At 49.1% G+C, this 26,899-nt stretch carries 29 protein-coding genes, 1 riboswitch and 2 other annotated features (1 of these 32 only partly in view); of the genes, 5 read left to right on the top strand and 24 right to left on the bottom strand.

Translation table 11 applies throughout. From position 1 onward, the window contains the following. Positions 1-46 precede the first annotated feature (46 nt). Positions 47-1,120 (bottom strand): D-alanine--D-alanine ligase, encoded by a 1,074-nt coding sequence (locus tag LCM00_RS19675; RefSeq protein ID WP_224905278.1) that lies wholly within the window; start codon positions 1,118-1,120, stop codon positions 47-49. Positions 1,121-1,470: 350 nt separating this feature from the next. Here LCM00_RS19675 and LCM00_RS19670 point away from each other — a divergent pair, with 350 nt between their 5' ends. Continuing rightward, positions 1,471-2,661, top strand: coding sequence for a dicarboxylate/amino acid:cation symporter (locus LCM00_RS19670; RefSeq protein WP_224905251.1), 1,191 nt, complete (start codon positions 1,471-1,473; stop codon positions 2,659-2,661). 74 nt (positions 2,662-2,735) lie between these two features. Then, positions 2,736-2,949 (top strand) — a binding site (T-box leader). Positions 2,950-3,027: 78 nt separating this feature from the next. Continuing rightward, positions 3,028-4,275 (top strand): tyrosine--tRNA ligase, encoded by a 1,248-nt coding sequence (gene tyrS, locus LCM00_RS19665; protein ID WP_224905249.1) that lies wholly within the window; start codon positions 3,028-3,030, stop codon positions 4,273-4,275. 47 nt (positions 4,276-4,322) lie between these two features. On the opposite strand, the gene LCM00_RS19660 is transcribed toward tyrS, so the two are convergent. The 3 genes from LCM00_RS19660 to LCM00_RS19650 all read right to left on the bottom strand — a co-directional run bounded on the left by LCM00_RS19660 (position 4,323) and on the right by LCM00_RS19650 (position 7,219). Beyond that, positions 4,323-5,795, bottom strand: a complete 1,473-nt coding sequence (locus tag LCM00_RS19660) for a SulP family inorganic anion transporter (protein ID WP_224905247.1) — start codon at positions 5,793-5,795, stop codon at positions 4,323-4,325. Positions 5,796-6,027: 232 nt separating this feature from the next. Then, positions 6,028-6,411, bottom strand: a complete 384-nt coding sequence (locus LCM00_RS19655) for a VOC family protein (RefSeq protein WP_101552625.1) — start codon at positions 6,409-6,411, stop codon at positions 6,028-6,030. Between the two features lie 46 nt (positions 6,412-6,457). Beyond that, the gene (locus LCM00_RS19650; RefSeq protein WP_224905246.1) at positions 6,458-7,219 is read right to left on the bottom strand and encodes a class I SAM-dependent methyltransferase; all 762 of its coding nucleotides are present in this window, start codon (positions 7,217-7,219) and stop codon (positions 6,458-6,460) included. Positions 7,220-7,413: 194 nt separating this feature from the next. Here LCM00_RS19650 and LCM00_RS19645 point away from each other — a divergent pair, with 194 nt between their 5' ends. After that, positions 7,414-7,560 (top strand): hypothetical protein, encoded by a 147-nt coding sequence (locus LCM00_RS19645; RefSeq protein WP_224905244.1) that lies wholly within the window; start codon positions 7,414-7,416, stop codon positions 7,558-7,560. Here the strand turns inward: LCM00_RS19645 and LCM00_RS19640 are convergent. The 19 genes from LCM00_RS19640 to LCM00_RS19550 form a co-directional block, all read right to left on the bottom strand. Further along, positions 7,557-7,871 carry a DMT family transporter gene (locus tag LCM00_RS19640; protein WP_101552621.1) on the bottom strand — a complete coding sequence of 105 codons (315 nt, stop codon included), beginning with the start codon at positions 7,869-7,871 and terminating at the stop codon, positions 7,557-7,559. The two genes, LCM00_RS19645 and LCM00_RS19640, sit on opposite strands and share 4 nt — an antisense overlap. A 2-nt stretch (positions 7,872-7,873) precedes the next feature. Beyond that, positions 7,874-8,218: a DMT family transporter gene (locus LCM00_RS19635; protein ID WP_101552619.1), complete on the bottom strand. Its 345-nt coding sequence runs from the start codon at positions 8,216-8,218 to the stop codon at positions 7,874-7,876. A gap of 5 nt (positions 8,219-8,223) precedes the next feature. Beyond that, on the bottom strand, positions 8,224-8,811 hold the full coding sequence (locus LCM00_RS19630; protein WP_224905242.1) for a TetR/AcrR family transcriptional regulator: 588 nt from the start codon (positions 8,809-8,811) through the stop codon (positions 8,224-8,226). Between the two features lie 654 nt (positions 8,812-9,465). Beyond that, a complete protein-coding gene (locus LCM00_RS19625; RefSeq protein ID WP_224905240.1) occupies positions 9,466-9,873 on the bottom strand; it encodes a YdbC family protein in 408 nt (135 codons plus the stop codon). Then, the gene (locus LCM00_RS19620) at positions 9,874-10,488 is read right to left on the bottom strand and encodes a histidine phosphatase family protein (protein ID WP_224905238.1); all 615 of its coding nucleotides are present in this window, start codon (positions 10,486-10,488) and stop codon (positions 9,874-9,876) included. A gap of 14 nt (positions 10,489-10,502) precedes the next feature. Then, positions 10,503-11,219 (bottom strand): ATP-binding protein, encoded by a 717-nt coding sequence (locus LCM00_RS19615; protein ID WP_224905236.1) that lies wholly within the window; start codon positions 11,217-11,219, stop codon positions 10,503-10,505. After that, entirely contained in the window at positions 11,216-11,710 is a 495-nt protein-coding gene (locus tag LCM00_RS19610) for an ECF transporter S component (RefSeq protein ID WP_224905234.1), read from the bottom strand. The genes LCM00_RS19615 and LCM00_RS19610 overlap by 4 nt, the downstream gene beginning before the upstream one ends. Positions 11,711-11,712: 2 nt before the next feature. After that, positions 11,713-12,294, bottom strand: a complete 582-nt coding sequence (locus LCM00_RS19605; RefSeq protein ID WP_224905232.1) for a cob(I)yrinic acid a,c-diamide adenosyltransferase — start codon at positions 12,292-12,294, stop codon at positions 11,713-11,715. A 19-nt stretch (positions 12,295-12,313) separates the two neighbouring features. Continuing rightward, a complete protein-coding gene (locus LCM00_RS19600; protein WP_224905230.1) occupies positions 12,314-12,742 on the bottom strand; it encodes a bifunctional adenosylcobinamide kinase/adenosylcobinamide-phosphate guanylyltransferase in 429 nt (142 codons plus the stop codon). Further along, entirely contained in the window at positions 12,694-13,305 is a 612-nt protein-coding gene (locus LCM00_RS19595; protein ID WP_224905228.1) for a histidine phosphatase family protein, read from the bottom strand. The genes LCM00_RS19600 and LCM00_RS19595 overlap by 49 nt, the downstream gene beginning before the upstream one ends. After that, positions 13,275-14,066 (bottom strand): adenosylcobinamide-GDP ribazoletransferase, encoded by a 792-nt coding sequence (gene cobS / locus LCM00_RS19590; RefSeq protein ID WP_224905226.1) that lies wholly within the window; start codon positions 14,064-14,066, stop codon positions 13,275-13,277. Before cobS ends, LCM00_RS19595 begins: the two co-directional genes overlap by 31 nt. After that, positions 14,053-15,564: a cobyric acid synthase gene (locus LCM00_RS19585; RefSeq protein WP_224905224.1), complete on the bottom strand. Its 1,512-nt coding sequence runs from the start codon at positions 15,562-15,564 to the stop codon at positions 14,053-14,055. Before LCM00_RS19585 ends, cobS begins: the two co-directional genes overlap by 14 nt. Further along, positions 15,561-16,133, bottom strand: a complete 573-nt coding sequence (locus tag LCM00_RS19580) for a bifunctional adenosylcobinamide kinase/adenosylcobinamide-phosphate guanylyltransferase (protein WP_224905222.1) — start codon at positions 16,131-16,133, stop codon at positions 15,561-15,563. Before LCM00_RS19580 ends, LCM00_RS19585 begins: the two co-directional genes overlap by 4 nt. Beyond that, positions 16,112-17,185, bottom strand: a complete 1,074-nt coding sequence (locus tag LCM00_RS19575; RefSeq protein WP_224905220.1) for a pyridoxal phosphate-dependent aminotransferase — start codon at positions 17,183-17,185, stop codon at positions 16,112-16,114. The genes LCM00_RS19580 and LCM00_RS19575 overlap by 22 nt, the downstream gene beginning before the upstream one ends. After that, positions 17,142-18,125 carry an adenosylcobinamide-phosphate synthase CbiB gene (cbiB, locus tag LCM00_RS19570; protein WP_224905218.1) on the bottom strand — a complete coding sequence of 328 codons (984 nt, stop codon included), beginning with the start codon at positions 18,123-18,125 and terminating at the stop codon, positions 17,142-17,144. The genes LCM00_RS19575 and cbiB overlap by 44 nt, the downstream gene beginning before the upstream one ends. After that, on the bottom strand, positions 18,122-19,585 hold the full coding sequence (locus LCM00_RS19565; RefSeq protein ID WP_224905216.1) for a heme ABC transporter ATP-binding protein: 1,464 nt from the start codon (positions 19,583-19,585) through the stop codon (positions 18,122-18,124). Before LCM00_RS19565 ends, cbiB begins: the two co-directional genes overlap by 4 nt. Next, positions 19,585-20,646: a FecCD family ABC transporter permease gene (locus LCM00_RS19560; protein WP_224905214.1), complete on the bottom strand. Its 1,062-nt coding sequence runs from the start codon at positions 20,644-20,646 to the stop codon at positions 19,585-19,587. The genes LCM00_RS19565 and LCM00_RS19560 overlap by 1 nt, the downstream gene beginning before the upstream one ends. Next, a complete protein-coding gene (locus LCM00_RS19555) occupies positions 20,612-21,583 on the bottom strand; it encodes an ABC transporter substrate-binding protein (protein ID WP_224905212.1) in 972 nt (323 codons plus the stop codon). Before LCM00_RS19555 ends, LCM00_RS19560 begins: the two co-directional genes overlap by 35 nt. Positions 21,584-21,775: 192 nt before the next feature. Further along, a riboswitch (cobalamin riboswitch) is annotated at positions 21,776-21,956 on the bottom strand. A gap of 91 nt (positions 21,957-22,047) precedes the next feature. Further along, positions 22,048-23,223 (bottom strand): MFS transporter, encoded by a 1,176-nt coding sequence (locus tag LCM00_RS19550; RefSeq protein WP_224905210.1) that lies wholly within the window; start codon positions 23,221-23,223, stop codon positions 22,048-22,050. A 135-nt stretch (positions 23,224-23,358) separates the two neighbouring features. Between LCM00_RS19550 and LCM00_RS19545 the strand changes: the two genes are divergently transcribed. Then, positions 23,359-24,117 carry a TrmB family transcriptional regulator gene (locus tag LCM00_RS19545; protein WP_224905208.1) on the top strand — a complete coding sequence of 253 codons (759 nt, stop codon included), beginning with the start codon at positions 23,359-23,361 and terminating at the stop codon, positions 24,115-24,117. Positions 24,118-24,306: 189 nt separating this feature from the next. Here LCM00_RS19545 and LCM00_RS19540 read toward each other — a convergent pair whose 3' ends face one another. Beyond that, positions 24,307-25,083, bottom strand: coding sequence for a hypothetical protein (locus tag LCM00_RS19540; RefSeq protein WP_224905206.1), 777 nt, complete (start codon positions 25,081-25,083; stop codon positions 24,307-24,309). 532 nt (positions 25,084-25,615) lie between these two features. On the opposite strand from LCM00_RS19540, the gene LCM00_RS19535 reads away from it, so the two are divergent. Continuing rightward, the gene (locus LCM00_RS19535) at positions 25,616-26,788 is read left to right on the top strand and encodes an FtsW/RodA/SpoVE family cell cycle protein (RefSeq protein WP_224905204.1); all 1,173 of its coding nucleotides are present in this window, start codon (positions 25,616-25,618) and stop codon (positions 26,786-26,788) included. Positions 26,789-26,844: 56 nt separating this feature from the next. Beyond that, positions 26,845-26,899: a binding site (T-box leader), on the top strand (it continues 158 nt past the right edge of the window).

Here is a 26,899-nt window from a genome sequence, read left to right as displayed (position 1 = left end):
ATAGAAAAGGGACACGGCCCACATAGCCGTGCCTCTATCTAAAAGATTACATTGTATGTTTGATGCTCTGTTTTTCCGTATGCCTTTCAATAGCCAGTTTTACCAGCCTTTCAATCAGCTGCGGATATTCCACGCCAGTATGCTTCCAAAGAAGCGGGAACATGCTGAACGGCGTAAAGCCAGGCATGGTATTAACCTCATTGATCATGACCTTGCCGTCACGTGTCAGGAAGAAGTCTGCCCTTACGAGTCCGGAACAGTCAAGAGCCTTGAAAGCCCTGATCGACATCTCGTTCAGTGTGCTGTATTCCTCTTCTGTAATTTCAGCAGGAATGATCATGGCTGTATCGCCATCCTCATACTTGGCTTTATAATCATAGAAGTCTTTTTTCGGTACAATTTCGCCGGCCACCGAACACTCCGGCTCATCATTTCCAAGGACGCCGAGCTCAATCTCCCTCGCCGTTACGCCTTCCTCCACAATGATCTTCCGGTCAAACTGGAACGCTTCTTCAAATGCTGCTGCCAGCTCTTCCCGGTTTGAACATTTGCTGATCCCTACACTGGACCCAAGATTGGCCGGCTTGACAAAGCAAGGATAGCCAAGTTCACTTTCTACCTTCTCATAAGCTGTTTCACCAGCCTTTTGCCATTCGCTGCGGACGAACCATACATAGTTGACCTGCGGCAGGCCAGCCTGTGCAAAGATATTCTTCATGATAACTTTATCCATGCCTGCAGATGAGGCAAGCACCCCATTGCCGACATAAGGAAGGTTAAGGAGCTCAAGCATCCCCTGAACCGTGCCGTCTTCACCATTTGGACCGTGAAGAAGCGGGAAGATAACGTCAAAGCTGCTTTCTTCAGCTGATTTGAACATAGCCGGAGCCAGGGCTGCAGGCGACATAGCCTCTCCCTGGGAGAATTCCAGCTGCTTGACGCTCTCTGCCGGCGCTTCAAGCATGGGGCCCTTCACCCATTCCCCTTCCTCGGTTATGTAAACAGGATATATATCAAATTTCTCCAAATCCAAGGCTTTAATGACAGCAAGGGCCGTCTGCATTGATACTTTATGCTCTGCGGATTTTCCGCCGTATAATAATCCAAGCTTCTTTTTCATCAAAAGGAACCCTCCATTTATTCAATCACATGTTTCATTTTACCACTCCAAAAGCGAAAAAGGCGTGATTGACTATTGTTATTTGCAGGAATTTTTTTCTTTCCCAGTCTGCCCTGCTTTCTATATATGTATGATTTCCTATGCCCATTTGCAACCCATTCCCCTTATTTCCTCCAGCCTCCCGGGTAACTGGTTCTAAGGAATTATTCTCAGATAGTTTTTAAATCCTATAGTCTGAATTTATAGAATATTTTTATTTATCTCCTTTTAAAAATTTCCACTTAACAAGAAAGGTATATGACTGTATAATCCACGTTATACAAACAAATGTATTTTCGAGGAGGACAATAATGAAACGGCTAGGACTACTTCCCAGAATTATTCTTGCAATAGCTTTAGGCATTTTAATTGGTTCTTTTTCTCCAGAAGGAGCCATTAGGCTGTTCGCTACATTCAACAGCCTGTTCGGAAACTTTCTCGGCTTTGCCATCCCTTTAATCATCATCGGGTTCATTGCTCCCGGGATCGGGACAATGGGAAAGGGTGCCGGCAAGCTTCTCGGCATTACGACAGGGTTTGCTTATGCCTCTACCATCGCTGCGGGAACAGCCGCCTATTTTGCCGCTGTCAGCCTGTACCCTGCCCTGCTTAAGAATCAAAGCTTAAAAGAATTCGAAAATCCGGAGGAAGCGCTCGCTGCTCCCTTTTTCCAGGTGGATATGCCGCCGGTCATGGGCGTAATGACAGCACTTCTGCTTGCTTTTACAATCGGGCTTGGACTTGCCGGCCTGAGAAGCAATGCCCTGCAAAATGTGATGGATGATTTCCGCGGCATCATCGAAATGCTGATCGAAAAAATCATTATCCCTTTGCTGCCTTTCCATATCTTTGGAATCTTTGCCAATATGACGCACGGCGGACAAGTTGGAAGCATCATCAGTGTATTCGCAAAAGTATTTATCATGATTATTGCCCTTCATTTCCTTTTCCTGCTTTTGCAGTACACAGCAGCAGGGGCTGCCGCCAGGAAGAATCCTTTCTACCTGCTGAAGTCCATGCTTCCTGCTTATTTCACTGCGCTCGGAACTCAGTCTTCTGCCTCTACAATCCCTGTGACACTGAAACAGGTCAAAAAGCTGGGCGCACGGGAGAAAACAGCAGATTTCGCTGTGCCGCTCCTGGCAACGATCCATTTATCCGGAAGCACCATTACACTAGTGAGCTGTTCCATTGCTGTTCTTATGCTGCAGGGTGAAGCAGTATCCTTCGGGCAGATGTTCCCGTTTATTATGATGCTCGGGATTACAATGATTGCCGCGCCAGGCGTTCCGGGGGGAGCCGTCATGGCTGCGCTCGGCCTGCTGGAATCTATGCTTGGCTTTAATGGGACAATGACTGCTTTGATGATTGCCCTCTATCTTGCCCAGGACAGCTTCGGTACTGCCTGCAACGTAACAGGTGATGGCGCCATCACAATCCTGGCAGACAAAGCAAGTGGAAAGAAAGCCGTTCCGCTCAAAAATGAAGCAAAGGCTGTATAGCCTGAAAATTACTTTTGACATCTCCTGGATAATCATCTAAACTGTTTCTAACATTCAGTAAACAGTAATTAAATAGATGAGTTATGACAGGAATTAGTAGGGTTTGCTTCCCTGTTTGAAGAGAGCCGGTGTTTGGTGCAAACCGGTACAAAAGCAAACGTGAATTACCTCCTTGAACTTTCTTTGTGAAACATGAAGTAGCAAAGGACGGACGGTCCGTTATCCGAACGAGCGGAAGACAAAAGTCTTCAACAAGGGTGGTACCGCGTGCAAAACCACGTCCCTTTTTACAGGGATGTGGTTTTTTTGTGCATTCAAAACTCATCAGGAAGTGCCGCAAACAAAAAAACATAAGGAGGATATATCATGGAGAATTTTATAGAAAAGCTGAACCCCAATCAGGAAAAGGAGCTTGAAAGGCAATATCAGCTTTACACCAGCGGCACTCAGGATGTGGTGCCCCCTCATGAGCTGAAAAATAAAATCGCCAAATCACTCTTTCTCGGCAAGCCGCTGAAGGTGAAGCTCGGGCTTGATCCGTCCGCACCTGACGTCCACCTGGGCCATACGGTCGTATTGAATAAGCTGAAGCAATTCCAGGAAAATGGCCATACCATCCAGCTGATCATCGGCGATTTTACCGGAAAAATCGGCGATCCGACGGGGAAATCTTCAGCAAGAAAGCAGCTGACCGACGAAGAGGTAAAGCATAATGCGGAAACCTACTTCCAGCAATTCGGCAAAGTGCTTGATATGGGCAAGGCCGAGCTTCATTATAATTCCAAATGGCTGTCCTCCCTCCATCTCCAGGATGTCATCGAGCTGGCCGGCAAAATCACTGTGGCCCGTCTGCTCGAGCGGAATGATTTTTCTGAACGGCTTGGGGCAGGGAAGCCCATTTCCCTCCATGAGTTTTTCTACCCGCTCATGCAGGGCTATGATTCAGTAATGCTTGAAAGCGATATTGAACTCGGCGGCAATGACCAGCATTTCAATGTCCTCATGGGAAGGCATTTGCAGGAGCATTATGGGAAAGAAAAACAAGTGGTAATCCTTGTTCCTCTACTGGAAGGGCTCGATGGAACGGAAAAAATGTCAAAATCCAAGAACAATTACATTGGGGTGGACGAAAAGCCGGAGGAAATGTACGGCAAAGCCATGTCGATTCCAGATGAGCTGATGGAGAAATACTTCCACCTTGCAACAAGCCTGCCGCTCGCTGAGAAGGCGACCATCCAGCAGAGGCTTGAAGAAGGGGCGCTTCATCCCCGGGACGCTAAAATGCAGCTTGCCAGAACCATTGTCAGCATGTACCACGGGCATGAAGCTGCCAGCAAGGCAGAATCCCATTTCAAAAGCGTATTCCAGCAAGGCTCCATACCGGAAGACATGCCCGTCCTTACATGGGTTGGCGGTGATGAACCAGAGCTGCTGGAGCTGCTGATGTTTGCCGGCCTCTTTTCTTCCAGAAGCGAAGCAAGACGGATGGTTCTAAACGGCGGTGTCAGGATGAATGGCGAAAAGGCCGAGGATATTAACACGAAGGTTTCTTTGCAGGCAGAGCTGATCCTGCAAGTTGGAAAGCGGAAATTCGTCAGGATTAAAAAGTCCTAAAATAAAAAAAGGGAAGACACCATTTAGAATGTCTTCCTTTTTCTATATTAATGGCCGGAAAGCTTGGCGCCATCCTGTTTGTGGACAGCCAGCTTATCAACCAGATGCAGGCTCGGCTCGTTGAGTCCAATCAGCTGGACGCTAGTTCCATTTTCCCGGAGCTTCATCACAATTTTATCAATGGCAGCTACAGCAGAGTCATCCCACACATGTGCTTCAGAGAGGTCGATCACTACCTCCTGCGCCGTTTCCTTCAAATCAAAACTGCCGGCAAAATCTGTGACAGAGGCGAAGAACAGCTGTCCTGTCACTTTATAGGTGCGTTTGCCTGCTTTTTCATCAAGGACTGTTGATACCTTCACCTTTGAGATTTTGGCAACGAAGAATATCGCACTCAGGAGCACTCCCGCAAAGACGCCTTTAGACAGGTCATGGGTAAAGACGACCGTTACAACCGTTACGACCATTACAATCGAATCGGTGGCAGGAACCTTTGCCATATTGCGGAGAGAAGTCCAGTCAAATGTACCAATGGATACCATAATCATGACTCCGACTAGCGCAGCCATCGGAATCTGGACGACCAGGTCGCCGAGGACCAGAATCAGGAACATCAGGAACATACCTGCTGTTAAGGTAGATAACCTTCCTCGTCCCCCTGATTTCACATTAATGACGGATTGGCCAATCATGGCACAGCCGGCCATCCCGCCGAGAAATCCGTTAATGATATTGGCAATTCCCTGCCCTCTGGCTTCACGGTTTTTGTTGCTTTCCGTGTCGGTCATATCATCGACGATGGAAGCAGTCAAAAGTGACTCAAGCAGGCCGACAATGGCCAGTCCGAGGGAATAAGGGAAGATAATCTTCAGTGTTTCCAGGTTCAGCGGGATATCCGGAATCAGGAAGACCGGAAGCTTTCTTGTCAGCTCTCCCATGTCTCCTACTGTCCGTACATCCGAACCGGTCGTTATCGCAATGATAGAAATGACAATAATGGCAACAAGCGGCGATGGGACAGCCTTTGTAATGCGCGGAAACAAATAAATGATTGCAAGCGCACCGGCTACCATGGCATACATGACCCATGTAGCATCGACAAACTGTTCAAGCTGTGCCATAAAAATCAAGATGGCGAGCGCATTCACAAATCCAATCATCACGGACCTTGGAATGAATTTCATAAACCTGGCCAGCTTAAAGACACCCAGCAGCAGCTGAATGATCCCAGTCAGGATGGTGGCAGCAAACAAGTACTGAAGCCCGTGGTCTGCAACAAGCGTAACCATCAGCAGGGCCATGGCTCCGGTTGCCGCTGAAATCATCCCCGGCCGTCCCCCGACAAATGCGATAATGACCGCAATGCAAAAAGAAGCATAGAGACCGACCATCGGATCCACACCTGCAATAATGGAGAAAGCAATCGCCTCGGGAATGAGCGCAAGCGCTACGACAATCCCGGCCAGGATATCTCCTCTGACATTGCCAAACCATTGTTCTTTAATTGATAAACCTTTCAAATGAACACCCCTTAGTTTATTGGATTTATAGTGTGACTTTGAACTCTCATCAAAGTCCGGGCCGACAAAAACATAGAGTATCATACCATATTCCAGATAATTTACAAGAGCTGGTGTAAGCGCCGAATTAATGAGTTTCCACTGTTTTTCTTCGATTTTCTTCGAAATACTTAACCGGATAAATCTTGTTCACGCAAAAAAATAAGCCCTCTAAAAAGAGGGCCAGGCATTTTTAGCCGATGGGTGTGCAAATCTCAATATAATGCCCATCCGGATCTTCCATATAGGCGACAGTCTGCCCCCAGGGCTTTTTCACGGGTTCCAGCAAAATGCGGACTCCTGCCTTGCGTGCCTTTTCGATTGTCCCTTCCACATCCTCCGTCACAAAGCCCAGCTCCATCGTCTGCTCTTCCCGGAAACCTGCTGGTATTGGAAGATCTGTCAGTTCACGCCCATTTTCCCTTGTGTTCATGGAGAGGATCGTGCTGCCTGTGTCATATTCTATGTAGGTGCCAAATTCATTTTTCAGCTCGAGACCGAGAAGTTCGCCATAAAACCGCTTCGTCTTTTCCAAATCTTCAACATATAAAATGATATAGCCCAGCTTCAAACTCATCTTTCCGCCCCTTTCAACAGGCCGGCCCTTCCGGCCGGCTGATCTGTCAGCTTTTCTTTTGCGCTTTTATAATGAACCGGTGCGACCGGACTTCCGCATAACCCGTCCGCTGGATTTCCCCGTGCAGCTCCCTCAGCTTTTTTTCGTATCCCGCAGCAGTAAACCCTTCTATCTGCCAGGGAATGGCCTTCAAATAGTAGAGAATGGCGCCGACATCGTAGAATCTTGTATAAGGGTATGCTTCATAAGAGTCGGCAATATGGAAGCCGGCATCTTCAAGCTGGTGAATGGACTTCTCAAGGTTCCAGCCGGCATACCCGAAGTCCTCTTTAGCGCCGAGTAATCGGTTCAAACCTAAGTTGTCTGTGCCGCCAACCTGCTGGGTGATGAAAAATCCTCCTGGCTTCAGGATGCGGTTCACTTCCTGTGGATCATAAGACTCATGGCGGTTAATCACGAGATCAAACAGGCGGTCATCAAAAGGCAGCCCCGAATCGTCTTTTATCTCATAAACCTTTATTCCAAGCGGCCCCAGACGTTCTGCTGCAATCTCTATATTCGGTCCGTACCCTTCTGTGGCAGCTGTATTGGACGGAAGCGGGGATAATAAGGAAAGAAACTCTCCTCCGCCGGTGCCCATGTCCAGCATGGATGCCGCATTCAGCATCTCAGGCAGCACCCAGTTCGCATAATTCCATGCCAGAGGCTCAGAGGCCATCCTCCCTGTTTCCGTCAGATAAGAGAAGTCCCATCCTTTAAATTCCTTCTCAGCTTGTTTTACTAAAAAATCAAAATATGCTCTGTTCATTCCGTCTCCTCCTGTCTATTGTTCATTAACTTGGCAAAATAGAAGGAAGGCGGCCCCCTTATCGGGTTGCTAACTGTCGGTTAGTTGGCAGTACATTGGTTATGGCTCCTTTTTTCTTATATTCTAGCATTTATGTAAGATTTTTTTATAATTTTTCAAATTTTTACATTAGATAAATTGGTAATACATGTTATATGAAAAAATTATCACTATTGTTAGGTAGAATCCAGCTGATTTCAGGCAGAAAAAACAAAAATTCAGGTAGAATAACTCTGAAACCAGGTAGAAACAGCCGAAAAAAAGCAGCAGCTCTACATTTTAGAGCTGCTGCCTCTGCTTAGCTGATCGTTTTTAAGCCAATAACACCGCCGATGATCATCCCAATAAATACAACCCGCTTCCAGTCCCGGGATTCACCGAAAAACAGCATGCCAAGCAGCACGCTTCCAGCTGCACCGATTCCGGTCCAGATCCCGTAGCCGGTGCCAATCGGAATCTCCAGCAGTGCCCGGGAAAGAAAATAAAAGCTGATGAAGCCTGATAACGCGGATAAGATTGTATACTTTTTTCTGGTAAAGCCTTCTGAGAGCTTCATGAAAATGACAAAGCCTATTTCACCGAAGCCCGCCAATACTAAATAAAACCACGACATGCCTACTCAGCCCCCTTTTCCGTCTCTTCTTCTTTAGAGGTCATTTTCAGCCCAATGATGCCGCCGAGCAGCAGCGCCAGGAATAAAAGCTTCACAGCCCCGCCCGGCTCTCCGAGGAACATCATACTGACAATTACAGTCCCTGCCGCTCCGATTCCAGTGAATACTGCATAAGCTGTTCCGATCGGGATGGTCTTCATCGCATTTGAGAACAGCATAAAGCTGATGATGATCAATATAACCGTGATGGCAGCGGGCAATGGCTTTGTGAATCCTTCTGAATACTTAAGCCCGAAAGCCCAGCCTATTTCGCATAATCCTGCTGCAAATAAATATACCCAAGGCATTGATGCTACCCCTCTTTCTTCATGATGATTCCGGCCAGGAAGATCTTCCATGCCGATTCTCTCCGTTTGTTGTATTCCTCCTGGCTGTAATAATGCTGTTCGACCAGAAGCCCGTCAATCAGGCAATAAAAAGCAGCAGCCATTTCGCCGCTGCCGGCCGCCGTGAACATCGACTCTTTTTTACCGTGCTCAAAGAGGCCCTGCAGCATGTCAGTGGAATGCTTTTCATATTCAAAAAATTCTTCTTTCAGCTTTGGTCCGAGATCAGCCGGCGGAAAGAATATCGCCCGTTTAAAAAACTGGATATTCTCATTTTCTTCTCTTAACTCGGTCAGCGCATCAAAGATCGCCTTGATCGTATCAAGAGCATTATCAGAGCTTTGATCTTCCATGGCTTCCTTAATTGTGAGCAGCTCCAGGGAAACAGTATCCCGGAAAACCGACAGGAACAGCTCTTCTTTTGAAGGAAAATGCGCATATAAAGAAGGCGTTTTAATGCCAACCGCCTTGGCGATGGCGGAGAGCGGCGTTCCCTCGTATCCTTTTTCAGCAAAAAGCTTTAATGCTGCTTGTTTGATCTGCTGTGAAGTCATCCTTGTTTCATCTCCCTAACTATCGTTAGTTAGAAGTATAACAAAATGAATCCCTGTATTCAATAGAGAAAATTGTTTCTGCTGCCTCACCGGCATATCCTCTAGTCATGCATCAATTAACCTTCTTTCTATACATGACCGCCTTCTTTTCTTACCAGTCTTGCATCGATTAACCTTCTTTCTATACATGACTACCTTCTTTTCCTAACAGTCATGCATCGATTAACCCTCTTTCTATACATGACCGCCTTCTTTTCCTGCCTGTCATGCATCGATTAGCCTTCTTTCTATACATGACTACCTTCTTTTCCTAACAGTCTTGCATCGATTAACCTTCTTTCTATACATGACCGCCTTCTTTTCCTGCCTGTCATGCATCAATTAACCCTCTTTCTATACATGACCGCCTTCTTTCCCTGCCTGTCATGCATCGATTAACCCTCTTTCTATACATGACCGCCTTCTTTCCCTGCCTGTCATGCATCAATTAACCCTCTTTCTATACATGACCGCCTTCTTTCCCTGCCTGTCATGCATCAATTAACCTTCTTTCTATACATGACCGCCTTCTTTCCCTGCCTGTCATGCATCGATTAGCCTTCTTTCTATACATGACTTTAAATTTCCACTAAAAAAGCTGAGGGTCTTAGACTCTCAGCTGATTGCCGTGCGTACTTCCCACTCCCCGGCAAGCTCCACTTCACGGGTTTCTATGCCCAGTTTCTCCCCAAGAATGTCCAAGAGACCGCTGCTGGCGTCCGCCCCATGGACCATACTCTCATCCACCTCATAAAGTACCACGGAAATAGATTGGAAATACCGTTCTTGTGATGATTCACCTATCAGACTATCATGCAGACTAGACATAAAATAATCGTAGCTGGCCCTGCTCTCCCATAAACCAAAGATAACGGCATCGGCATCCCCTTCCGGTCTGGTCCAGCCGCCGAACTGCCGGATAAATCCGGGGACGTGCTTCAATGGCTCCCAGCCCATTTGGGCGAGGCTGAACTTTTCTCTGAAATCCGGATCAACCCCGCACCTGATATATTTCACGAGCATTCAGCCTGGCACTCCGATATGGGAAAGATCACCGGCGAGTATAAGCTCGAGCACTCCGTCCCTGTATGTCATATGGGTGAGGCTTGTGCCATGGATGAATGGGGGCTCCCAGATTTCTTTGACTGTCACCTTATTGGCGAGCATGACCGCTGTTTTGATGACAACCGCGTGGGTTATGATCAGGATTTTTCCTGTGCTCCGGCTGCCTCCGAGCTCCTGCAGGAACCCGGCCAGCCTGTTTTTCACATCCAGAAATGTTTCTCCCTCCGGGTTCTCAAACTTTTCCGGCTCGTTCCAGTAATAACCGTACTGTTCAGGAAAGAGCATCTTTATTTCGTCCCCCGTTTTTCCCTGCCACTGGCCAAGATGGATTTCCATCAGTCTTTCGTCCGTACGGATGGCCGCAGTGCTTCCGGCAAGCTTTTCGGCTGTCTGGATAGTCCGGGAGCTCGGGCTTGAGATGATTTCGTCAAATTGCATTTCCCGCAAATATTCCCCGAGCCTTTCAGCTTCCTTCAGGCCCTTTTCGGTCAAATTTGAATCGAGCCTGCCCTGCATCCGTCCGGCTTTATTCCACTCCGTTTCACCATGCCTTACAAAATATAAATCAAGCAAGTTTCATTCCTCCTCTAGTTGATCTCCAGCTGCTGATGAAAGCTTCCCGCCTTCACCAGTATTTCCTGCTCAAGCTCTCTGGAATAGGAGGCGATGAAGCAGCAGGAAGGCCCGCCTGATTTTATGAGGTCCACGCCCTTGCAGGAAACTTCATCTCCAGTGAACTCCCTATTGGAAAAAAGCTGGTTCAGCTCATAAAGTATTCCCTTCGAGCCGACAGGCAGTGTACGGATCCCATCCATCCTGCTGATTTCCTTAAATAGAGAAAGCGGTGCGATTGCCTCTTTTTTGCTCAGGACCTCCTCACCGACAAGCGGCAGCCCGATGACAGCCAGCTTCTCCCGGCCGGTGTAAAGGGGGGGACCTTCAGGGCGTCCTGTCTTATTTCCGATAACGATCAGCCCGACCGCTGATTGGAGGAGATCAAAATTACTTTCGGTGCTTCCTGTGACAGTCAAGCCTTCAATCCCCGCTTCCTGTGCACCCTTCTCAATGCCCCCTGCAAGCGCATTCCAATGCTCGTCCCCTGCAAAATTGTGCAGGACGGCAGCAAAAGGAGCACCGCCGGCTGAAAGATTCTCCATGACAGCCGTCCGAAAAGCAAAGTAAGCAACCGTTTCATACGGGACCTTTACATGGTCAGCTTCCTTCAGGCCGATGCCGCCGCTGTTGTCGCTGCTGATGACCAGGGTTTCCCCATTTCCGCCTGGTATGTATACTACATCCCTCATTCCGGCACATTCCCTTCCCTCTGCCTCTCACCAAGCACCCGGCTGATGCGCGGGACTGCCCAGAAAGCCAGCAACCCATTTAAGACCGAGCCAATCAGAAGGGACGGGACAATCGCTATATAAAAACCAGTCCCCATAAAAAAAAGGAACGGGAGCGGTGCTGCAAACGTGTTGCCTGCTGCAAAAATGACGAAAGCCGCCTTCCTCCGGCCGCTTCCCCACAGTTTTCCGTAAACCAAAACCAGAACGGCCATTTCGGCTGCAACGAGAAAATGAAGCGGTCCGAGCGGCATCCCGCCGACCAGTGCCGACAAGAGGTGGCCGAGCCCGGCCACAATGCTGCCGGCTCCGCCCCCCAGCAGGGCAGCGGCAGCTAAGGCAGGAAAGGAATCGAGTGCCACACTCCCTATGACCGCCGGAATCTTGACTGCTGCCCCAATGGCTGAAAAAGCTATGAACAAGGCAGCCAGCATCATCTTTTTATTTTTCACAATCAGTTCTCCTTGCGCTTTCCGCCGCGGAAAACCTTTGCGCTCCGAACATATTCCACATCCTTCACTTGAAGGCGGAAATTGATCACCCTCGCCAATGCGAAGAAATAGTCAGAGAGGCGGTTCATATACTGCAGGCAAACTTCAGGAACCTTTTCTTCTGTTTTAATGAGTGTGACGATGAGCCGCTCTGCCCTTCTGGATACCGTCCTTGCTATATGGATGGAAGCAGAAGGCTTTGAACCTCCAGGGAGGATGAAGCGTTCTAGCTCGGGCGCCTCTTCAATGAATTCATCGATCCTGCTTTCCAGATAATCGATGGCTTCCTGCCCAAGCTTCAGTTCCCTTTTAGCCGACACATTGGCCAGGTCTCCTCCGCAGTCAAACAGCTCATGCTGAATCTTTTCCAGATCATCAAGCACATCCTGGAATATCTTTTCATCCAGCTCAGTCATGGCCTGTCCGACAAAGCAGTTCACCTCATCGACTGTGCCATACGCCTCAACCCGGACATCATCTTTGTCCACCCGGCCGCCAATGATGCTTGTCTGTCCTTTATCGCCTGTCCTTGTATAAATCCTCATTTTCATTTCCCCTATCTTTTTATTTTAATCTCCGGCTGATGCCATACCAGATCAGATCTGCCCTTTCAGCAGCTGCAGCAGCATCCTGGAATATCCACCCGGAGGCATCCCGCCAGTCCCGGTCTTCTTTTTCAATTGGTACAATCCCTTTGGTGATATCTGTCCCGATCAGCACCAGTTTTCTTTCCTGCACGCCGGCTTCCCAGCGGAGCCAATCATCCAGCCGCTCCTTCCACAGGGCTCTTGCCGGATCCTTATCCATTCTCTTTATATCTTCGCGGATCCACTGTTCGATTCCTTCCAGAATGACACAGTCTGTCGCTGCATCAGCAGCTTCAGGAAAACACTCGCCCTTGTAGGCACTATGCCAGGAAGCCTTTTCTTCTGCATACTGCCTCTTCACCCAGGCAGCTTTCCCGTTGAAGCTTCCTCCAATAATAAAGTGCATCTTCCACCCCTCCTGAAACCATTGTTTTCCCAGAGCAATGTGATGGCGCCGGCATGCGGGGCTTTCCACTCCCAGAATGGCCTTTCCTCTGGCGCAAGCCTGGTCAGCAGCTGACGGATCACCCCGCCGTGCGTGACGACAGCAGCTCTTGTTCCTTTATTCCGAATCAGGCCGGTCCTGATTTTTCCCCAGCCATGCATGACCCTTTCAGAAAACTGCCCATAATCCTCGCCTTCCGGTATCGGGGCAACAAAAGGATCATTGAGCCAGGCCTGGTAGGCAGGATCATTCTTCAGCTCTTCATAGACACTGCCTTCCCATCTGCCAAAATTCATTTCCCGCAGCTCCTTCAGCTTGAGAGCATTCCCTCCGGGCAAAATACTGGCAGTCTCGAGGCAGCGTACCATGTCGCTTGAAAAAATGAAAGGATACTCCGGGAGTGATTGTGCCCAGGCTTCGAACCGCTCCTTCTCTTCAGGGCACAAAGGAGAATCTGTCCAGCCGAGATAGGCATGCCGCTTGTTTTCTTCTGTCAGGACATGGCGAAATAATGTAACAGCCACAGTACCATCCATAAAAAGCATTCAGCTCCTTCTGCAGATGCACCAAGCACATCCCCTGTAATTCCGCCAAACCATTTAACCGACTTTACAGCGGCAAATGCGAGAAAGCCTGCTGCTGCCAAAAGGAGGATCGCCGCATGGACTGCAAGGCTGATATCCGCCATAGCATACAGCACGAACACCAGCAGCACTGCTGCCGGGTAAAAGGCCAGATCTGAGGCACTGGCAGCTTTTTGAAACAGTGCTCCCAGTCCCTCAGGCTTCGCCGGGCGCACCTGCATCAGGAGGACGCCCATGATCTGCTTTCCGAGAAACGGAATCAGGGCAATGAGCCAATATGTCTCCGGCTCCTGCTCCAGCGCTATTTCATAGATGAACAGAAAGCGCATGGCAAGAAGCACAATGACAGAAAGAACGCCAAACGCACCTGTACGGGGATCTTTCATGATCTCAAGCCGCTTCTCCCGATCCTGATAAGAGAAGAAGGCATCGCTTGCATCCATCCAGCCGTCCAGGTGGATTCCTCCTGTCAGGATAATCATCACAAGCCACAGGGCAAATGCCGAGGCGAGCGGCGAAAACGGAGTCCATTCCAGGAATCCATACAGCACCAGGCTGTAAAAGAACCCCTGGAGAAGCCCGAGGAGTGGAAAAGTGATCACGGCTCTTTTCAAATGTGCTTTATCCATTGGAATCTGCATCGGCACCGGGATGCTTGTAAAAAATTGTATGTTGATCAGCAATCCTTTAATGGTTTTCATATGCTTTTTCAAATCCTATTATTTCTTTGATTTTGTCCCACTGAAAATGCTGCCTTGCCTCATTGGCAAGTTTATCAAAGCGTTCGTCCTTCATGTCCCCTATCCGTACAGGCTCCTTTTGCGGCAGGCCTTTTTCCTTCCGGATGCTCTCAAGCCATCTGTTTCTGAAGCTGTCGTTATGAAAAACATGGTGCAGATAGGTCCCGATTATTTTTCCGCCGCTGTAGCCTTCCTCCCGGCCGTCTTCCATCAAAAATAAACTCCTGCCTGCATCTTCGCCTTTTTTGGCTGTTTGGCCAAGGTGAATCTCATAGCCTTCAACACTGCCTCTGCCAAACCCGGCGGATGCTACGTATGAACCCTTCGCCTGGACGGTTATTTTGTCTCTGAAGAATGTCGTATCAGCCGCTATCAGGCCCATTCCCTTTTCTTTCAAGCCTATCGTGCCGCTGTCAGTCCCTTCAGGATCATACAGCTGCTCCCCTAGCATCTGGTAGCCGCCGCATATTCCGGCAATCCTGCCGCCTTCCTCAGCAAAACAGGCAATAGAGCGTTCCAGGCCGGAAGACCTCAGAAACTGCAGGTCATGGATCGTACTTTTCGTCCCGGGGATAATGACGGCATCCGGTTCTCCAAACTCCGCTGCATCTTTCACCCAGCGCACCGACACATCTTCTTCGCAGAGAAAGGGTTCAATATCACTGTAATTCGAAATGTATGGCAGCCTGATCACAGCAATGTCAATCCTCCCTCCAGCCTTCTTGTAAAAACTGCCCTCGAGTGAAAGGGAATCTTCTCCATCAATCATATGGTTATCAAAATGGGGCAGGACGCCAAGAACAGGTATCCCGGTCCGCTCCTCCAGCCAGGAAATTCCATCTGCAAACAAATCCGGGTCACCCCTGAACTTATTGATAATGAGACCCTTCACCCGCTCCCTTTCTTCAGGAGTGAGCAGCTCAAGGGTGCCGATGATGCTTGCGAACACGCCTCCGCGGTCGATATCCGCTGCCAGGATGACCGGGATATCAGCAAGATCGGCCACCTTCATATTGACCAGCTCCCGATCCTTCAGGTTGATTTCTACCGGGCTCCCGGCACCCTCTGCAACAATGACATCAAAATCGGCTTCAAGCTTTTTTAATGATTCCTGGATCACAGCCAGGCCCTTTTCATAGAAATTCTCACGGTAGATGCGGCCGGAATAGGTCCGAACAGCTTTTCCGAGCAGGACCACCTCTGAGCTCATATCAGATTTCGGCTTCAGCAGGATCGGGTTCATCCAGACTGTTGCTTCCGTCCTCGCCGCCTCTGCCTGAATGCCCTGTGCCCGGCCGATTTCCCTGCCGTCCGCCGTCGCATAGGAATTATTGGACATATTCTGGGACTTGAACGGCGCCACCCTGAGGCCTTCATTGGACAGCAGCCGGCATAGAGCAGTAGCGATAAAGCTTTTCCCCACATCTGAAGCCGTTCCCTGTATCATGATGCCTTTCATGGTTTCCTTCCTTTCATAAGAAGCGGGATTCCCGCTTCCACAAGATAAGCCTGGACTGCCATTCCCACAATCCTCTGGTGGAGCTGGCCAAGCAGCCTGGCGTATATTTGGGACACACTCCCTGCTTCAAACGGTTCAAACTGGACTTCATTGCTGACAATAATCAATGCTCCCGTGCTCTCATTCAGGGATTGGATATCAGCAAGGATCCGCTCCTTGACTTCTTCCTGGAATGCCGGACTCTCCCATCTGCCGCCTGTGCCGAATAATTCATTATTCAATAGAGTGGTCAGGCAGTCCAGAAGCAGCACATCCTGCTTTGCAAAAGCGGCAGCCAGCTCTCCTATTCCTGCTGGCTGTTCCCAGGTTCTCCAGCCGCTTCCGCTTTCATCCCGCTGCTTTTGATGCAGCAGGATCCGCTCGGCCATTTCTTCGTCCGAGCTCTTCCCTGCAGCAATATAATGAAGACGGCCAGTGGAGGCGGCGGAAGCTGCTGTTTTTTCCGCAAAGGTGCTTTTGCCGCTGCGGACGCCTCCTGTAATAAATATCAGTCCTTCTGCACTGTCCATTCGTCGATCGCCTCCATCAGCTTCTGGTTATCTTCTGTCCCTTTGACGGCAAACCGCAGCCAGCGTCCGGAAAGCCCGGGGAAGTTATAGGTATGGCGGGGGACAAACCCTTTTTCAAGCAAGAAGTAAAACAGCTTTTCCTGATCACCAAGCTCCGGGTCACGGAGAAGATAGAAGTTGGTTTTCGATTCGGACACGTGCAAGCCTTTATCCTTGTAAAAGCCAAAGAGCCTGCTTCTTTCTTTTTCCATATAAATCTGTGTGTCCTCTATGTATAGATCTTCTTCCAGGCAAATCAGCCCTGCCTGCTGGGCAGCGGAGTTGATGCTCCAATGGTATTGAAAGCGGGCCATCCCCCTGATCAGCTCAGTGTCTGCCAGTGCATAGCCCAGCCGCAGGCCCGGGATACTGAACATTTTCGTCATGCTGCGGAGCAGGATGAGGTTTTTGTATTCTGAAAGCAGCGGCACGAGAGGTTCATATTCCGGCAGAAAGTCATAAAATGCCTCATCTACGATGACGAGCGTTTCAGGGCATACCTCCAATAATGAAACGATATCTTCACGGCCATAGTATCTGCCTGTCGGGTTGGCAGGATTGCAGAGAAACAGGGCATCCGCTATTTTGGCGTCTTCGCAGAGCCTCTTTGCATCCAGCTCCCAGCTCCCCTCATCCAGCTGAAAATAGCTGATTTCACAATCATTCACCTCACAGGCCTGTTCATATTCAGAGAAAGCCGGCTGCACGATGATGACCTTTTTACCGGCCAGCAGCCTCGCTGCCAGGCTGATCAGTTCAGAGGCACCGTTCCCGGCGAGTACATATTCCTTCCCGACGCCTTCCTTTTGAGCCAGCCTTGCAGTCAGGTCTGCTGCAAAAGGATCAGGGTAAACCGGCAGATTCTCGAAAAATTGATGCCAGCCTGCCTTTAGCCGTTCAGGCGGCCCCATAGGATTGATATTGGCACTGAAGTCCAGCAGCTCCGATGGCTCCCACAGCCCAAGTGCCTTAAATAAATGCTGCGGATTGGATCCATGCGACGGCCAATTCAAAGAGCATTCCCCCCAGCCATAAGAATAATAGAAATAATAAAGATGTCCTTTTCATAATCTCAATGACGGACAATATATGGCCTTTTTCAAGGATAACAATAGGGTCGCCCATTCTTGCCCTGTCAGAAACGATCCCTTTATAGTAATTGATGCCCCCGAGCTGGACGCCCATCAAGGCTGCGGCTGCCGCTTCTCCCCAGCCGCTGTTCGGGCTCGGATGCTTCCTGCTGTCCCGGAGGAGAATGTCCCATGCTTCCTTAAAGCTGGAATGCTCCGGCTTTTTCCCGAGCAGCATCAGGAGGCCGGTCAGCCGGGCAGGAATGAAATTCAGCAGATCATCGAGCCGCGCAGAGGCCCAGCCAAACTCAAGATATCTTTCGTTCTTATAGCCTGCCATAGAGTCGCAGGTATTGGCTGCACGGTACAGGAGAGCCAAAGGTGCTCCGCCGATGAGCGCCCAAAATAGAGGAGCGGTGATCCCGTCACTCGTATTTTCCGCAACCGTTTCCACCGTCCCTCTCACAATTTCCGGCTCTTCCAGCTTTTCTGTATCACGGCCGACAATATAGGAAAGCTTCAGGCGTGCTTCAGATAAGTTTTCTCTATGAAGCGGACTATAGACCTCAAGCGCCGCCTCCTTCAGGCTTTTTTGCGCGATTGTGGTGGAAATGAGGATGGCTTCGATTATGATTCCTGCCAGCGGATGGATGTGATAGCCGGTGTATGTGATGGCACTTGCAGCAAGGAATACAGCACCAAGGACAACCAGGACCATCATTGCCCCTTTCAGCTTCCGCTTTCCGCCGCGGTTCCACTTTTTATCCAAAAATAGAATAAATGACCCGATCCACCGGACTGGATGGGGCCATTTAGGCGGATCTCCAATAAGCTGATCGAGCAGAAATGCAAGGGTAAGGGCAGCCAGATGATGGACAATCATGATGACACCCTCTTCCGGTATTTGTGGAGCGCTTCAGCTGTACAGTCATATACTGCTCTGCTGATCAGCTTGCCAAGCGGTGTGATCGTTCCTGCAAACTCCAGCTTTTTCCCTGACTGGGCAGCAGCAATCAGGATGCTGTCTGTGCTAGTGCCTGTTGCCAGAGTGCCTGACACCTTATCCTCAATACCATGGTCATGAAGCACCTTTACCTTTGTTTCTGTGGCTGTCATGATGCTTTGAATGAAGGCTTCCTCCGTCAGGTTTCCGTTGATGAAGATCCATGTGTTGATCGTGCCTGGGGTAAACTCAAAGCTGTGCAGGCCGCTTTGGGAAGCGTCTACCGCATTCCCTGTTCCCGCGGTAACAACTGCAAGGAGAGAAAAGCCATCGGACTCATAGACCCTATAGCTGGCGTCTGCCACCTGGACGGCTGTCATCATGCCGACCGTCTCGCCTGGCTCATAGCCGTTTTCCCGCAGATATTCTTTCATTTCTGCCCGGTGGTCACTGCAGTCATAAGTGTTAGGAACCTGGCGGTTAACAAACAGCCTGTGCCAGCCTACCCCGGCTCCTGCCACCCCTGAGGACATCGTACGGAGCGGAAAAGGAGATTTCACAAGCACATGGTCTTCGTATACCTGGACATCTTCTTCGCCAATAGCGGCCGGTTCAGCACTCAGGTCCCCTGGCAGGATTGCCATCTGCGGGGCAGGGACGGCAGGATGGGCATGCTTCATGATATCCGTCTGATAGACTGTGCGGATCCGATCCTCATGGAGCACCTCATTCGGGACATCTGCCGCGACTACCTTCCCTTTTTCCATCAAAAGCAGTCTGTCGCAATACAGTGCTGCAAGGTTCAGATCATGAAAAATGGAAACAACAGTCATCCCGCATTCCTTCGCCCATGTCCGCAGCAGGTCAAGCAGCTCTTTCTGGAAAGATAGATCAAGATGGTTGGTCGGCTCGTCCAGAAGCAGGATCTCAGGCTCCTGGGCCAGCGCCTGGGCAAGGAATACCCGCTGCCTCTCCCCGCCCGACAGCTCGTGGATATAATGATCCTTGAATTCTGCGACCCGCGTCTGTTCCATCACGCGCTGGACGGTCTTTTCATCCTCCTCCGACCAGGTCTGGAACCAGCCCTTCTGATGGGCATACCTGCCCAAAGAAACTGTTTCTTTGACTGTATAAGAAAAAGACTGCGATGAATGCTGCGGCAGCACCGCAATGACCTTAGCCAGCTCTTTCACTGAGAACTCCGGCAATGGCCTGCCTTTTACAGAAATGCTTCCGCTCTTATAGGAGAGGATGCCGCTCAGCATTTTTAAAAGAGTCGTCTTTCCGCTGCCATTTGGCCCGAGGATGCCGAACAGCTCCCCTTTTCCCACTGAAAAACTGACCTCTTGAATGATGCTTTCATCCCCGTAGCCCCCGGTCAATCCTTGTATGCTCAGCATCAGACCGCCCTCCTATTTCTTCTTTTCAGCAAAATAAGTGCAAACACAGGCGCCCCGATGATGCTCGTTATGACGCCGATCGGCAGCTCCGTAGGCGAGATGACCGTCCGGGCGACCAGGTCAGCAAGAATCAGGAAGCCGGCTCCAGTCATCATTGATAATGGCAGCAGATGGATATGATCAGGCCCCCAAAGCCGCCTTGTCAAATGAGGAATTACAAGGCCGACAAAGCCGATGGTGCCTGACACCGCGACGGCGGCGCCTGTCAATATGGAACCCGCCACAAGGACCATCATTTTTCTCCTCTGCACATTTACGCCCAGATGCTGGGCCCGCTCTTCTCCAAATGACATAGCATTCAGCTCTTTTGCATTCATCATTAACAGCAGGCTTCCTATTATGAAAAACGGCAGGATAATGCGGATATAGGCCCATCCCCTCATCGAAACGCTGCCCATGATCCATCCGATGATCTGCCTGAGCTCTTCGCCAGTCAGGGCAATCATAAGTGAAATGAGCGCGCCCAGAAAGGAGCTGACAATGATCCCTGTCAGGATGATGGTCTCCACCTTCATGGCCCTGTCAATCCTTCTTGCAAAAAACAGCACGGCAAATATGGTTAAGAATGAAAATACCATACTGAGAATAGGAAGCGTAAACAGCCCGGCAAACGGGATCGATATTTGAAAAAATAATACCAGAACAGCACCGACAGACGCACCCGATGAAACACCCAGCGTATAAGGATCTGCAAGCGGATTACGCAGCAGGCCCTGGAAGGCTGCCCCCGCAATAGCAAGGGAAGCTCCTACAAGCCCGGCAAGAATGACCCTGGGCAGGCGGATATTCATCACAATATTGCTGTGCATCGGGTCAACCGAAGCATCAAGCTGAATCGGCAGGAGCTTAGATCCAACTATATTAATGATAGAAGGAATCGGCACAGAGACTGTACCGATTGAAATCCCCACCAGCATGCATATGACAAGAAAAGCGGCTGCAAGCACATAGGCTGACAGCTTATTCTTACTTAAATACGTCCGGATAGACAGCTTTGGCAAATTCCTCTACTCCTTCAGCAAGCCTTGGGCCGGAGCGGCTTACTGTATCTGAATCCACACTGAACACCTGCTTGTTTTTAACGGCATTTACATCCTGCCAGCCTTCACGGGCGAGCACCTCTGCCACAGCATCTTCATTGCGGTAACCGGAAGTGGAAATAATCACGTCCGGATTTTCCTTGATGATGGCTTCAGGATCTACCTTTGGCCACCCTTCTTCTTTTACAATATTCTCTGCATTAATCATCGTTAGCATTTCATCCATGAATGTATTTTTCCCAGGCGAATAAATTTCCGGCGCTGGGGACACCTCTACAAAAACTTTCTTCTTTTCTGTTACAGCAGCGGCTTTTTCTTTGATTGCCTCTATCTTCTCTTTCATGCCGGCAATCACTTCTTCTGCTTCTTCCTTGGCGCCAGAAGCGGTCCCGATCATCTCGATCGACTCATATACCTGTTCAAAGCTCTGGGCATCATTGACAACCAGTACAGCAATTCCTGAATCCTTCAGCTGCTGCAATCCTGCAGTTGAATTATGCGCGCTTGAAGCATGTGCTAGAACCAGGTCCGGAGCAAGGGAGATGATTTTTTCAACATTAAACTCCATTCCGCCGATCTTCTCTTTATCTGCTGTTTCTTCCGGATAATTATCAAAATCAGATACCCCAACAACTTCTTCTCCCAGACCGAGTGCAAACGCAGTTTCCGTGTTGCTTGGAATCAGGGAAACAATCTTCTCGGGCTTTTCTTCAATGACAACTTCTTCGCCGGCGGCATCTGTGATCGTAACCGGAAATTCTGCTTTTTCTGTTTCTGTCTCTGTCTGTTCAGTGCTGCTGCCATTGTCCTTTTCAGGCTCTGCCCCTGAATCGCCGCAGCCTGACAGAATACCCGCTGCCAAAAGCATGCTGAATAATAATGAATAAAGCTTTTTCATGGTAAATCCCCCTGTAGAATAAATGTCGCAAAATTCATGCTGCAAAGGTCTTATGCCCAAAACGGGACCAGCATCCTTCGGAACCAAAAAAAGCATCCCCAATAAACATGGGGATGCTTGGCACGGCGTGTGCAGATTCAAAATAAAAGATTCCAAAAGGCTGCCGTACACCTCCCTATCCTCGTAGGTTTATGGGTGCATAAGAATCAGGCAGGTCTCCTGGCTCATGGTCAATGCTTGCTGCGCCTTCCCATACGTCCGTACAGTGGCTTCTGCAGCTTGCTCCCATTTACAGTGGCGGGACCGCGTTGGAATTGCACCAACTTCCCTTTTAAGTCTTTCAAAGAAAAACACCTGTTTCTGCATATGTATGAAATTTTCCGCTATCGCCATTATACACTATTTTTTCTTGAAAACTAGCAGAAAAAGGGCCGTCCGGAAGAAGACCGGGCGGACCCTTTTTGCTAGACGGTCGGACTGCTGCTTCTTGCTGACCGCCTGCTTTTCAATCCTGCCATCGAAACAGCGGCAGCGCCAAGCGCGAAGAGGATGAAAACTCCCCCTGCCGAAGCGTTCCACTCGACTGAAGCCTGTTCAATTACTATGCCCCCGATCAGAGATCCAAAGGCAATCCCAAAGTGCAGGGCTGAGTTATTCAGGCTTTGCTGGATATCCGATGTTTCCGGCGAAGACTCTATCAAATAGCTTTGCAATGCCGGTGTGATTGCCCAGCTCAGCATGCTCCAGATAATCATGACCGCAATGAACAGCGGCAGGGAAAAAGCAGTATGCGGAATTGAAAACAGAGCAGCCGCAAACAGCACGATAATAGCCAGGATTGTCGGTTTTGTCCCGAAGCGGTCGGCGAGATATCCGCCTGCACCGCCGCCGGCGACCGCGGCAAGGCCGAACAGCAGATACATGATGCTTACCCAGTTTCCATCCATGCCGAGTACTGTTTTTAGGAAAGGTGTCAAATATCCATACAGCGTCAGGTGCCCTGCTAAAAATAAGAATGATGCCAGCTGGGCGAATAAGATTTTCCGGTTCTTCAGCGCAGTGAACATCTGCCTGATGGATATAGCAGCTTTCGGTTCAATACGGTCCATAAAAAAGTACACCCCTGCTATCGACAAACATGTCAGGACTGCAATCAGCAGGAACGGCGCCCTCCAGCCGAATTCATTACCAAGCATAAGCCCCGCCGGAATGCCAAGAACAAGTGAAGCACTTACGCCCATAAACACGATGCCGATCGCCCGTGCGCGGTATTTTTCCTGCACAATATTCGATGCGATCGTGATGCACAGCACAACAAGCAAAGATCCGCTTGCCGCGGATACGACCCTTGCGAGAAAAAGAATACTATAACTGGGACTCAGGAAAGCCAGGATATTTCCTGCCAGGAAAACGAGCAAGGCCATGAGCGTCAGCTTCTTCCTTTCCACGCCTCCGGTCGCTGTCAGCAGAATCGGGGCCGCGACAGCATATACAATCGAGAACACACTGATCAAAAGTCCGGCCTTTCCGATACTGACATGAAGATCGGCCGCAACCAGATCAATGATTCCTCCTATAATAAGCTCGACCATCCCCACTACAAAGGAAACGATCGTCAAAAGATATACACGTTTATCCATTTTATACACCTCTCAATTAGTTACCACCACAATGGTAACTTTTTATAGAGTAAGGTGCAAGTGTTATTTTTCCCAGTGCGATTTGGCGGAAAAGATATGCTATTATTAAGGAAAAACTGACTCAGGAGTCCAATTATGCTGCAACAATTCGGATTTACCCAATATGAAAGCCAAATTTATCAGGCGCTTATTTCCGCGGACCAGCCGCTGGACGCCACGGGGATCGTCAAGCTCTCTGCCGTCCCCCGCTCAAAGGTGTATGAAGTGCTTCACCGCCTGGCTGAGAAGGGCATCATCCTCGAAACGACCGTAGAGAAAAAGCGCTTGTACACCGCCCTTCCCGTAGAATCGGTGATCAGCAGGCTGAAAGCAGACTTCGAAACCAGCGTCCAGGAGCTGCGGGAGGCAGCTGTCAAAAAACCTGTCGCGGATGACCGGGTGTGGACCTTGAAGGATAATCACTCCATCCTTTCCCTGCTGGAGGAAATGCTCGGCAGGGCGGAAAGAAAAATCATCATCTCTGCCTGGGGTGATGATCTTCAGAAATACACGGAGGTGCTTGAACAAAAGCATGAAGCCGGTGTCAGCATCCATGTCCACACTATCGGAAAAATCGAAACAAGCCTTCCGTCCGTCTCGGTCCTGATTCCGGATAAGCATCACGAAACACTCGAAAGAAGCAGGATTGCCATCATCGACGAAGAAGAAATGCTGTTCGCCGGCATGGAAGCCGGCAAATGGAATGCCATCACGACCCGCTCAAGACCGCTCGTGAAATTTTTCGCTGAGTTCTTCTACCATGATGTCGCCCTTACCGAAATTACACAGAAATATAAAGATACGATCATGGAGGATAAAGCGGTCCGGGATGTTCTTTTGAAATTGCGGTATTAGGGGCGAGGCGGAGTGCGGGTATCTTTCGGTTAACGGGGGATTTGAGGTGCAGAAGAGTGAACGGACACTGGCACCCTCTGTTTTGTTAAAACTCTTTTAGAGGGTCTTAGTCTGCTCACTGGCACCCTCTACATCAAAATTAAGATTCCACAAAAAAAACAAAAGCCCGGCACTTCTGCCGGGCTTTCCTCATCTCGCATACAGCTTCCATTCTCGTGTTTTTTTATCAAAAACGAGCTTGGCTTCGCATTTTTCTTTTGCGATGCTTTCGTATTCTTCGTACATGTCGTCCATATTGGCAAAATCGCCGATTACCCAGATGGGGATTTCAATCCGCGCACGATTTTGATCGGTTTGTCTGATGGAGATGACGGCCCCTTCCCTCATCATATCTTTCATGTAGGAAATGGCCTCTTGCGGCACCGGCGGGAAGGAACCTTTCTTCCGCAGGCCGAGGAGTGATTTTTCCGGCTTGATTTCGCTCAGCTTCTCGGGGATCAGCTGGCTCAGCAGGCGGTAAAAATCGGCCATGTCCCGGTAATAGGTCTTGTTATACCAGCCGTCATCATGGGCCAGATACACAAAGCGGTTGCCAAGATAGTTATAAAATGGCGCTTTCAGGTGCTCCTTCAGGTGTCCCAGATACAATAGCTCTGCAATGGCCTGGCCAGGAAGCTCGTTCAGCCCTTCCAGCTCCTCAAAATCGATCCAGCAGAAGTCGCCATAGTTGTAGACATCATCCGAAATCAGCTTATTCAGCTTTTCATACGGAACATACTCCAGAAGTGTATGCATATTGAATTCACCATCATCAAACCTGTGCTTCAAAAGCAGGAGATTGGCCATCACATCTGACAGTGAACGGGCAAATTCCTCAAATTCAATGCCGTAAGACATCACATAATTTTCCTGTTCGTTTAAGTGGACATATATGAGATCACGCGAGCTGTTATGATTCTTTTTCAATAGCAGAACCTCCGAATAAAAATAAAAAAGATGATTTCTGAGCCGATGGAGCGCGGGGCTGAACAGTTGTCGAAGTTTTTAAGCATCTTCTGATCAATTATAGTGCACAGCCATTCTTCACGCTTCAGCTGCCATGCCCGTCCGGATACAATATCCCTATTTTAGCAAAAAACATTGAAAATTTCTTAGTTTTAATAAAAATATAAATCAGCAGACTATTTCCAATTTATGGTCACCCGTATAATGTAAAAATAACGGCACTAACCCATTTCCAATAAAGCATCAGCAGATGGAGCAGAAAAGCCTGATCAACTTATATACTCTATTTTTCCTATCGATATTGAAAAATTCCCCTTTTAAGGAAACAATATACCCGCCATAAACGTCTATATTAATGACAATCTTTACATGCTTATAAAATTATCCGGACTTTCGCCAAAATCCACTTGCCTATCCTGCAGATACTCTCAGAAGCAGGACAGCTTTAAATATAAACAATGGCCAAACTGAAATGAAACAGGGTGTATTTTTAATGGATCGTTCACTTAAGCCTTCCGACCGTTTTGACTGGACGCTGAGCTTTCTGCTGCTGTTATTTGCCATAGTCAGCTGTACAGCGATTTACAGCGCCCAAACCTTGCAGCAATATGATAAAAATTTCTTGCTCATGCAGATTTTCTGGTATGGTGTCGGTGCCTTTATCGCGGGTGTGACCATGTATTTCGACAGCGACCAGTTCAGGAAGCTTTCCTGGATTCTTTATGCTTTCGGCATACTCCTGCTTGTGGCGCTGGCTCTCGCCCCTGACAGTATCGCCCCTGTAATCAAAGGGGCAAAAAGCTGGTTTGTCATCCCCGGCGTCGGTTCGATCCAGCCATCCGAGTTTGTTAAAGTATTCCTGATCATGGCGCTCAGCAAGCTGATCGCCTCCCATCACGAGAAATTTGTCCAGAAAACACTGAAAACCGACTTTTATCTTCTGATCAAGCTTGGTGCTGTGACCGCTTTGCCGCTCGGACTCATTATTGTTCAGGATTTGGGAACTGCCCTCGTCATCATTGCCATCATGCTCGGAATCATCTTTGTCTCCGGGATTTCATGGAAGATTCTGCTGCCCATCTACAGCACAGGCATCGGTCTTGCTGCCAGCATCCTTTACCTGGTTATCTGGGCGCCAAGTATCATTGAAAAATATCTGAAGGTCGATCCTTACCAGTTTGACCGGATCTATTCGTGGCTCGATCCCGAGAGCTACGGGCAGTCTGCCGGCCTCCAGCTGCTGCGCTCGCTCCAGGCGATTGGCTCCGGCCTTATTACCGGAAAAGGAGTCGGCGACAGGCAGGTCAATATTCCCGATAATCATTCCGATTTCATCTTCAGTGTCATCGGAGAGGAATATGGGTTCCTTGGGGCAAGCGTCGTCATCAGCCTTTTTTTCCTCTTAATCTATCATTTGACCAAGACGGCCATGGAAACCAAGGATCCATATAATACTTATATTTGTACAGGGATCATCAGTATGATCACCTTTCATGTGTTCCAGAACATCGGCATGACCATACAGCTGCTGCCGATCACAGGGATTCCGCTTCCATTCATCAGCTATGGAGGAAGCTCGCTGATGGGCAATATGTTTGCAATGGGTTTGATCTTCAGCATCCGCTTCCATCATAAAACCTATATGTTTTCTTCCGATTCACAATAGTCTTGCAATTTTAATACTATAGGTTATAATACGTTTAATATTCAACGCAGCGATATATTCAATCAATGATGAAGAGAGTAGTAAAGGGCCGTCCCCTGAAGCGATGCAGGG

The sequence above is a fragment of the Bacillus infantis genome (assembly GCF_020171945.1).
GTDB classification, from domain to species: Bacteria; Bacillota; Bacilli; order Bacillales; family Cytobacillaceae; genus Bacillus_AB; species Bacillus_AB infantis_A.
Note: the sequence above shows the minus strand (reverse complement) of the source record. Positions and strands in the feature narration are given on the sequence as shown.

Excerpts from the sequence above, each read along its gene's own strand:
- LCM00_RS19625 (WP_224905240.1), bottom strand. The coding sequence starts at position 9,873 with ATGCTCGTGAAATATATCAGGTGCGGGGTTGATCCGGATTTCAGAGAA.
- LCM00_RS19550 (WP_224905210.1), bottom strand. The coding sequence starts at position 23,223 with ATGGATAAACGTGTATATCTTTTGACGATCGTTTCCTTTGTAGTGGGG.
- LCM00_RS19600 (WP_224905230.1), bottom strand. The coding sequence starts at position 12,742 with ATGCACTTTATTATTGGAGGAAGCTTCAACGGGAAAGCTGCCTGGGTG.
- LCM00_RS19650 (WP_224905246.1), bottom strand. The coding sequence starts at position 7,219 with ATGAACAGAGCATATTTTGATTTTTTAGTAAAACAAGCTGAGAAGGAA.
- LCM00_RS19640 (WP_101552621.1), bottom strand. The coding sequence starts at position 7,871 with ATGTCGTGGTTTTATTTAGTATTGGCGGGCTTCGGTGAAATAGGCTTT.
- LCM00_RS19630 (WP_224905242.1), bottom strand. The coding sequence starts at position 8,811 with ATGACTTCACAGCAGATCAAACAAGCAGCATTAAAGCTTTTTGCTGAA.
- LCM00_RS19585 (WP_224905224.1), bottom strand. The coding sequence starts at position 15,564 with ATGAAAGGCATCATGATACAGGGAACGGCTTCAGATGTGGGGAAAAGC.
- LCM00_RS19535 (WP_224905204.1), top strand. The coding sequence starts at position 25,616 with ATGGATCGTTCACTTAAGCCTTCCGACCGTTTTGACTGGACGCTGAGC.
- cobS (WP_224905226.1), bottom strand. The coding sequence starts at position 14,066 with ATGAAAACCATTAAAGGATTGCTGATCAACATACAATTTTTTACAAGC.
- LCM00_RS19675 (WP_224905278.1), bottom strand. The coding sequence starts at position 1,120 with ATGAAAAAGAAGCTTGGATTATTATACGGCGGAAAATCCGCAGAGCAT.
- LCM00_RS19555 (WP_224905212.1), bottom strand. The coding sequence starts at position 21,583 with ATGAAAAAGCTTTATTCATTATTATTCAGCATGCTTTTGGCAGCGGGT.
- LCM00_RS19580 (WP_224905222.1), bottom strand. The coding sequence starts at position 16,133 with ATGGACAGTGCAGAAGGACTGATATTTATTACAGGAGGCGTCCGCAGC.
- LCM00_RS19565 (WP_224905216.1), bottom strand. The coding sequence starts at position 19,585 with ATGCTGAGCATACAAGGATTGACCGGGGGCTACGGGGATGAAAGCATC.
- LCM00_RS19615 (WP_224905236.1), bottom strand. The coding sequence starts at position 11,219 with ATGAGGGATGTAGTATACATACCAGGCGGAAATGGGGAAACCCTGGTC.
- LCM00_RS19635 (WP_101552619.1), bottom strand. The coding sequence starts at position 8,218 with ATGCCTTGGGTATATTTATTTGCAGCAGGATTATGCGAAATAGGCTGG.
- tyrS (WP_224905249.1), top strand. The coding sequence starts at position 3,028 with ATGGAGAATTTTATAGAAAAGCTGAACCCCAATCAGGAAAAGGAGCTT.
- LCM00_RS19545 (WP_224905208.1), top strand. The coding sequence starts at position 23,359 with ATGCTGCAACAATTCGGATTTACCCAATATGAAAGCCAAATTTATCAG.
- cbiB (WP_224905218.1), bottom strand. The coding sequence starts at position 18,125 with ATGATTGTCCATCATCTGGCTGCCCTTACCCTTGCATTTCTGCTCGAT.
- LCM00_RS19645 (WP_224905244.1), top strand. The coding sequence starts at position 7,414 with ATGAAAAAATTATCACTATTGTTAGGTAGAATCCAGCTGATTTCAGGC.
- LCM00_RS19655 (WP_101552625.1), bottom strand. The coding sequence starts at position 6,411 with ATGAGTTTGAAGCTGGGCTATATCATTTTATATGTTGAAGATTTGGAA.
- LCM00_RS19605 (WP_224905232.1), bottom strand. The coding sequence starts at position 12,294 with ATGAGGATTTATACAAGGACAGGCGATAAAGGACAGACAAGCATCATT.
- LCM00_RS19670 (WP_224905251.1), top strand. The coding sequence starts at position 1,471 with ATGAAACGGCTAGGACTACTTCCCAGAATTATTCTTGCAATAGCTTTA.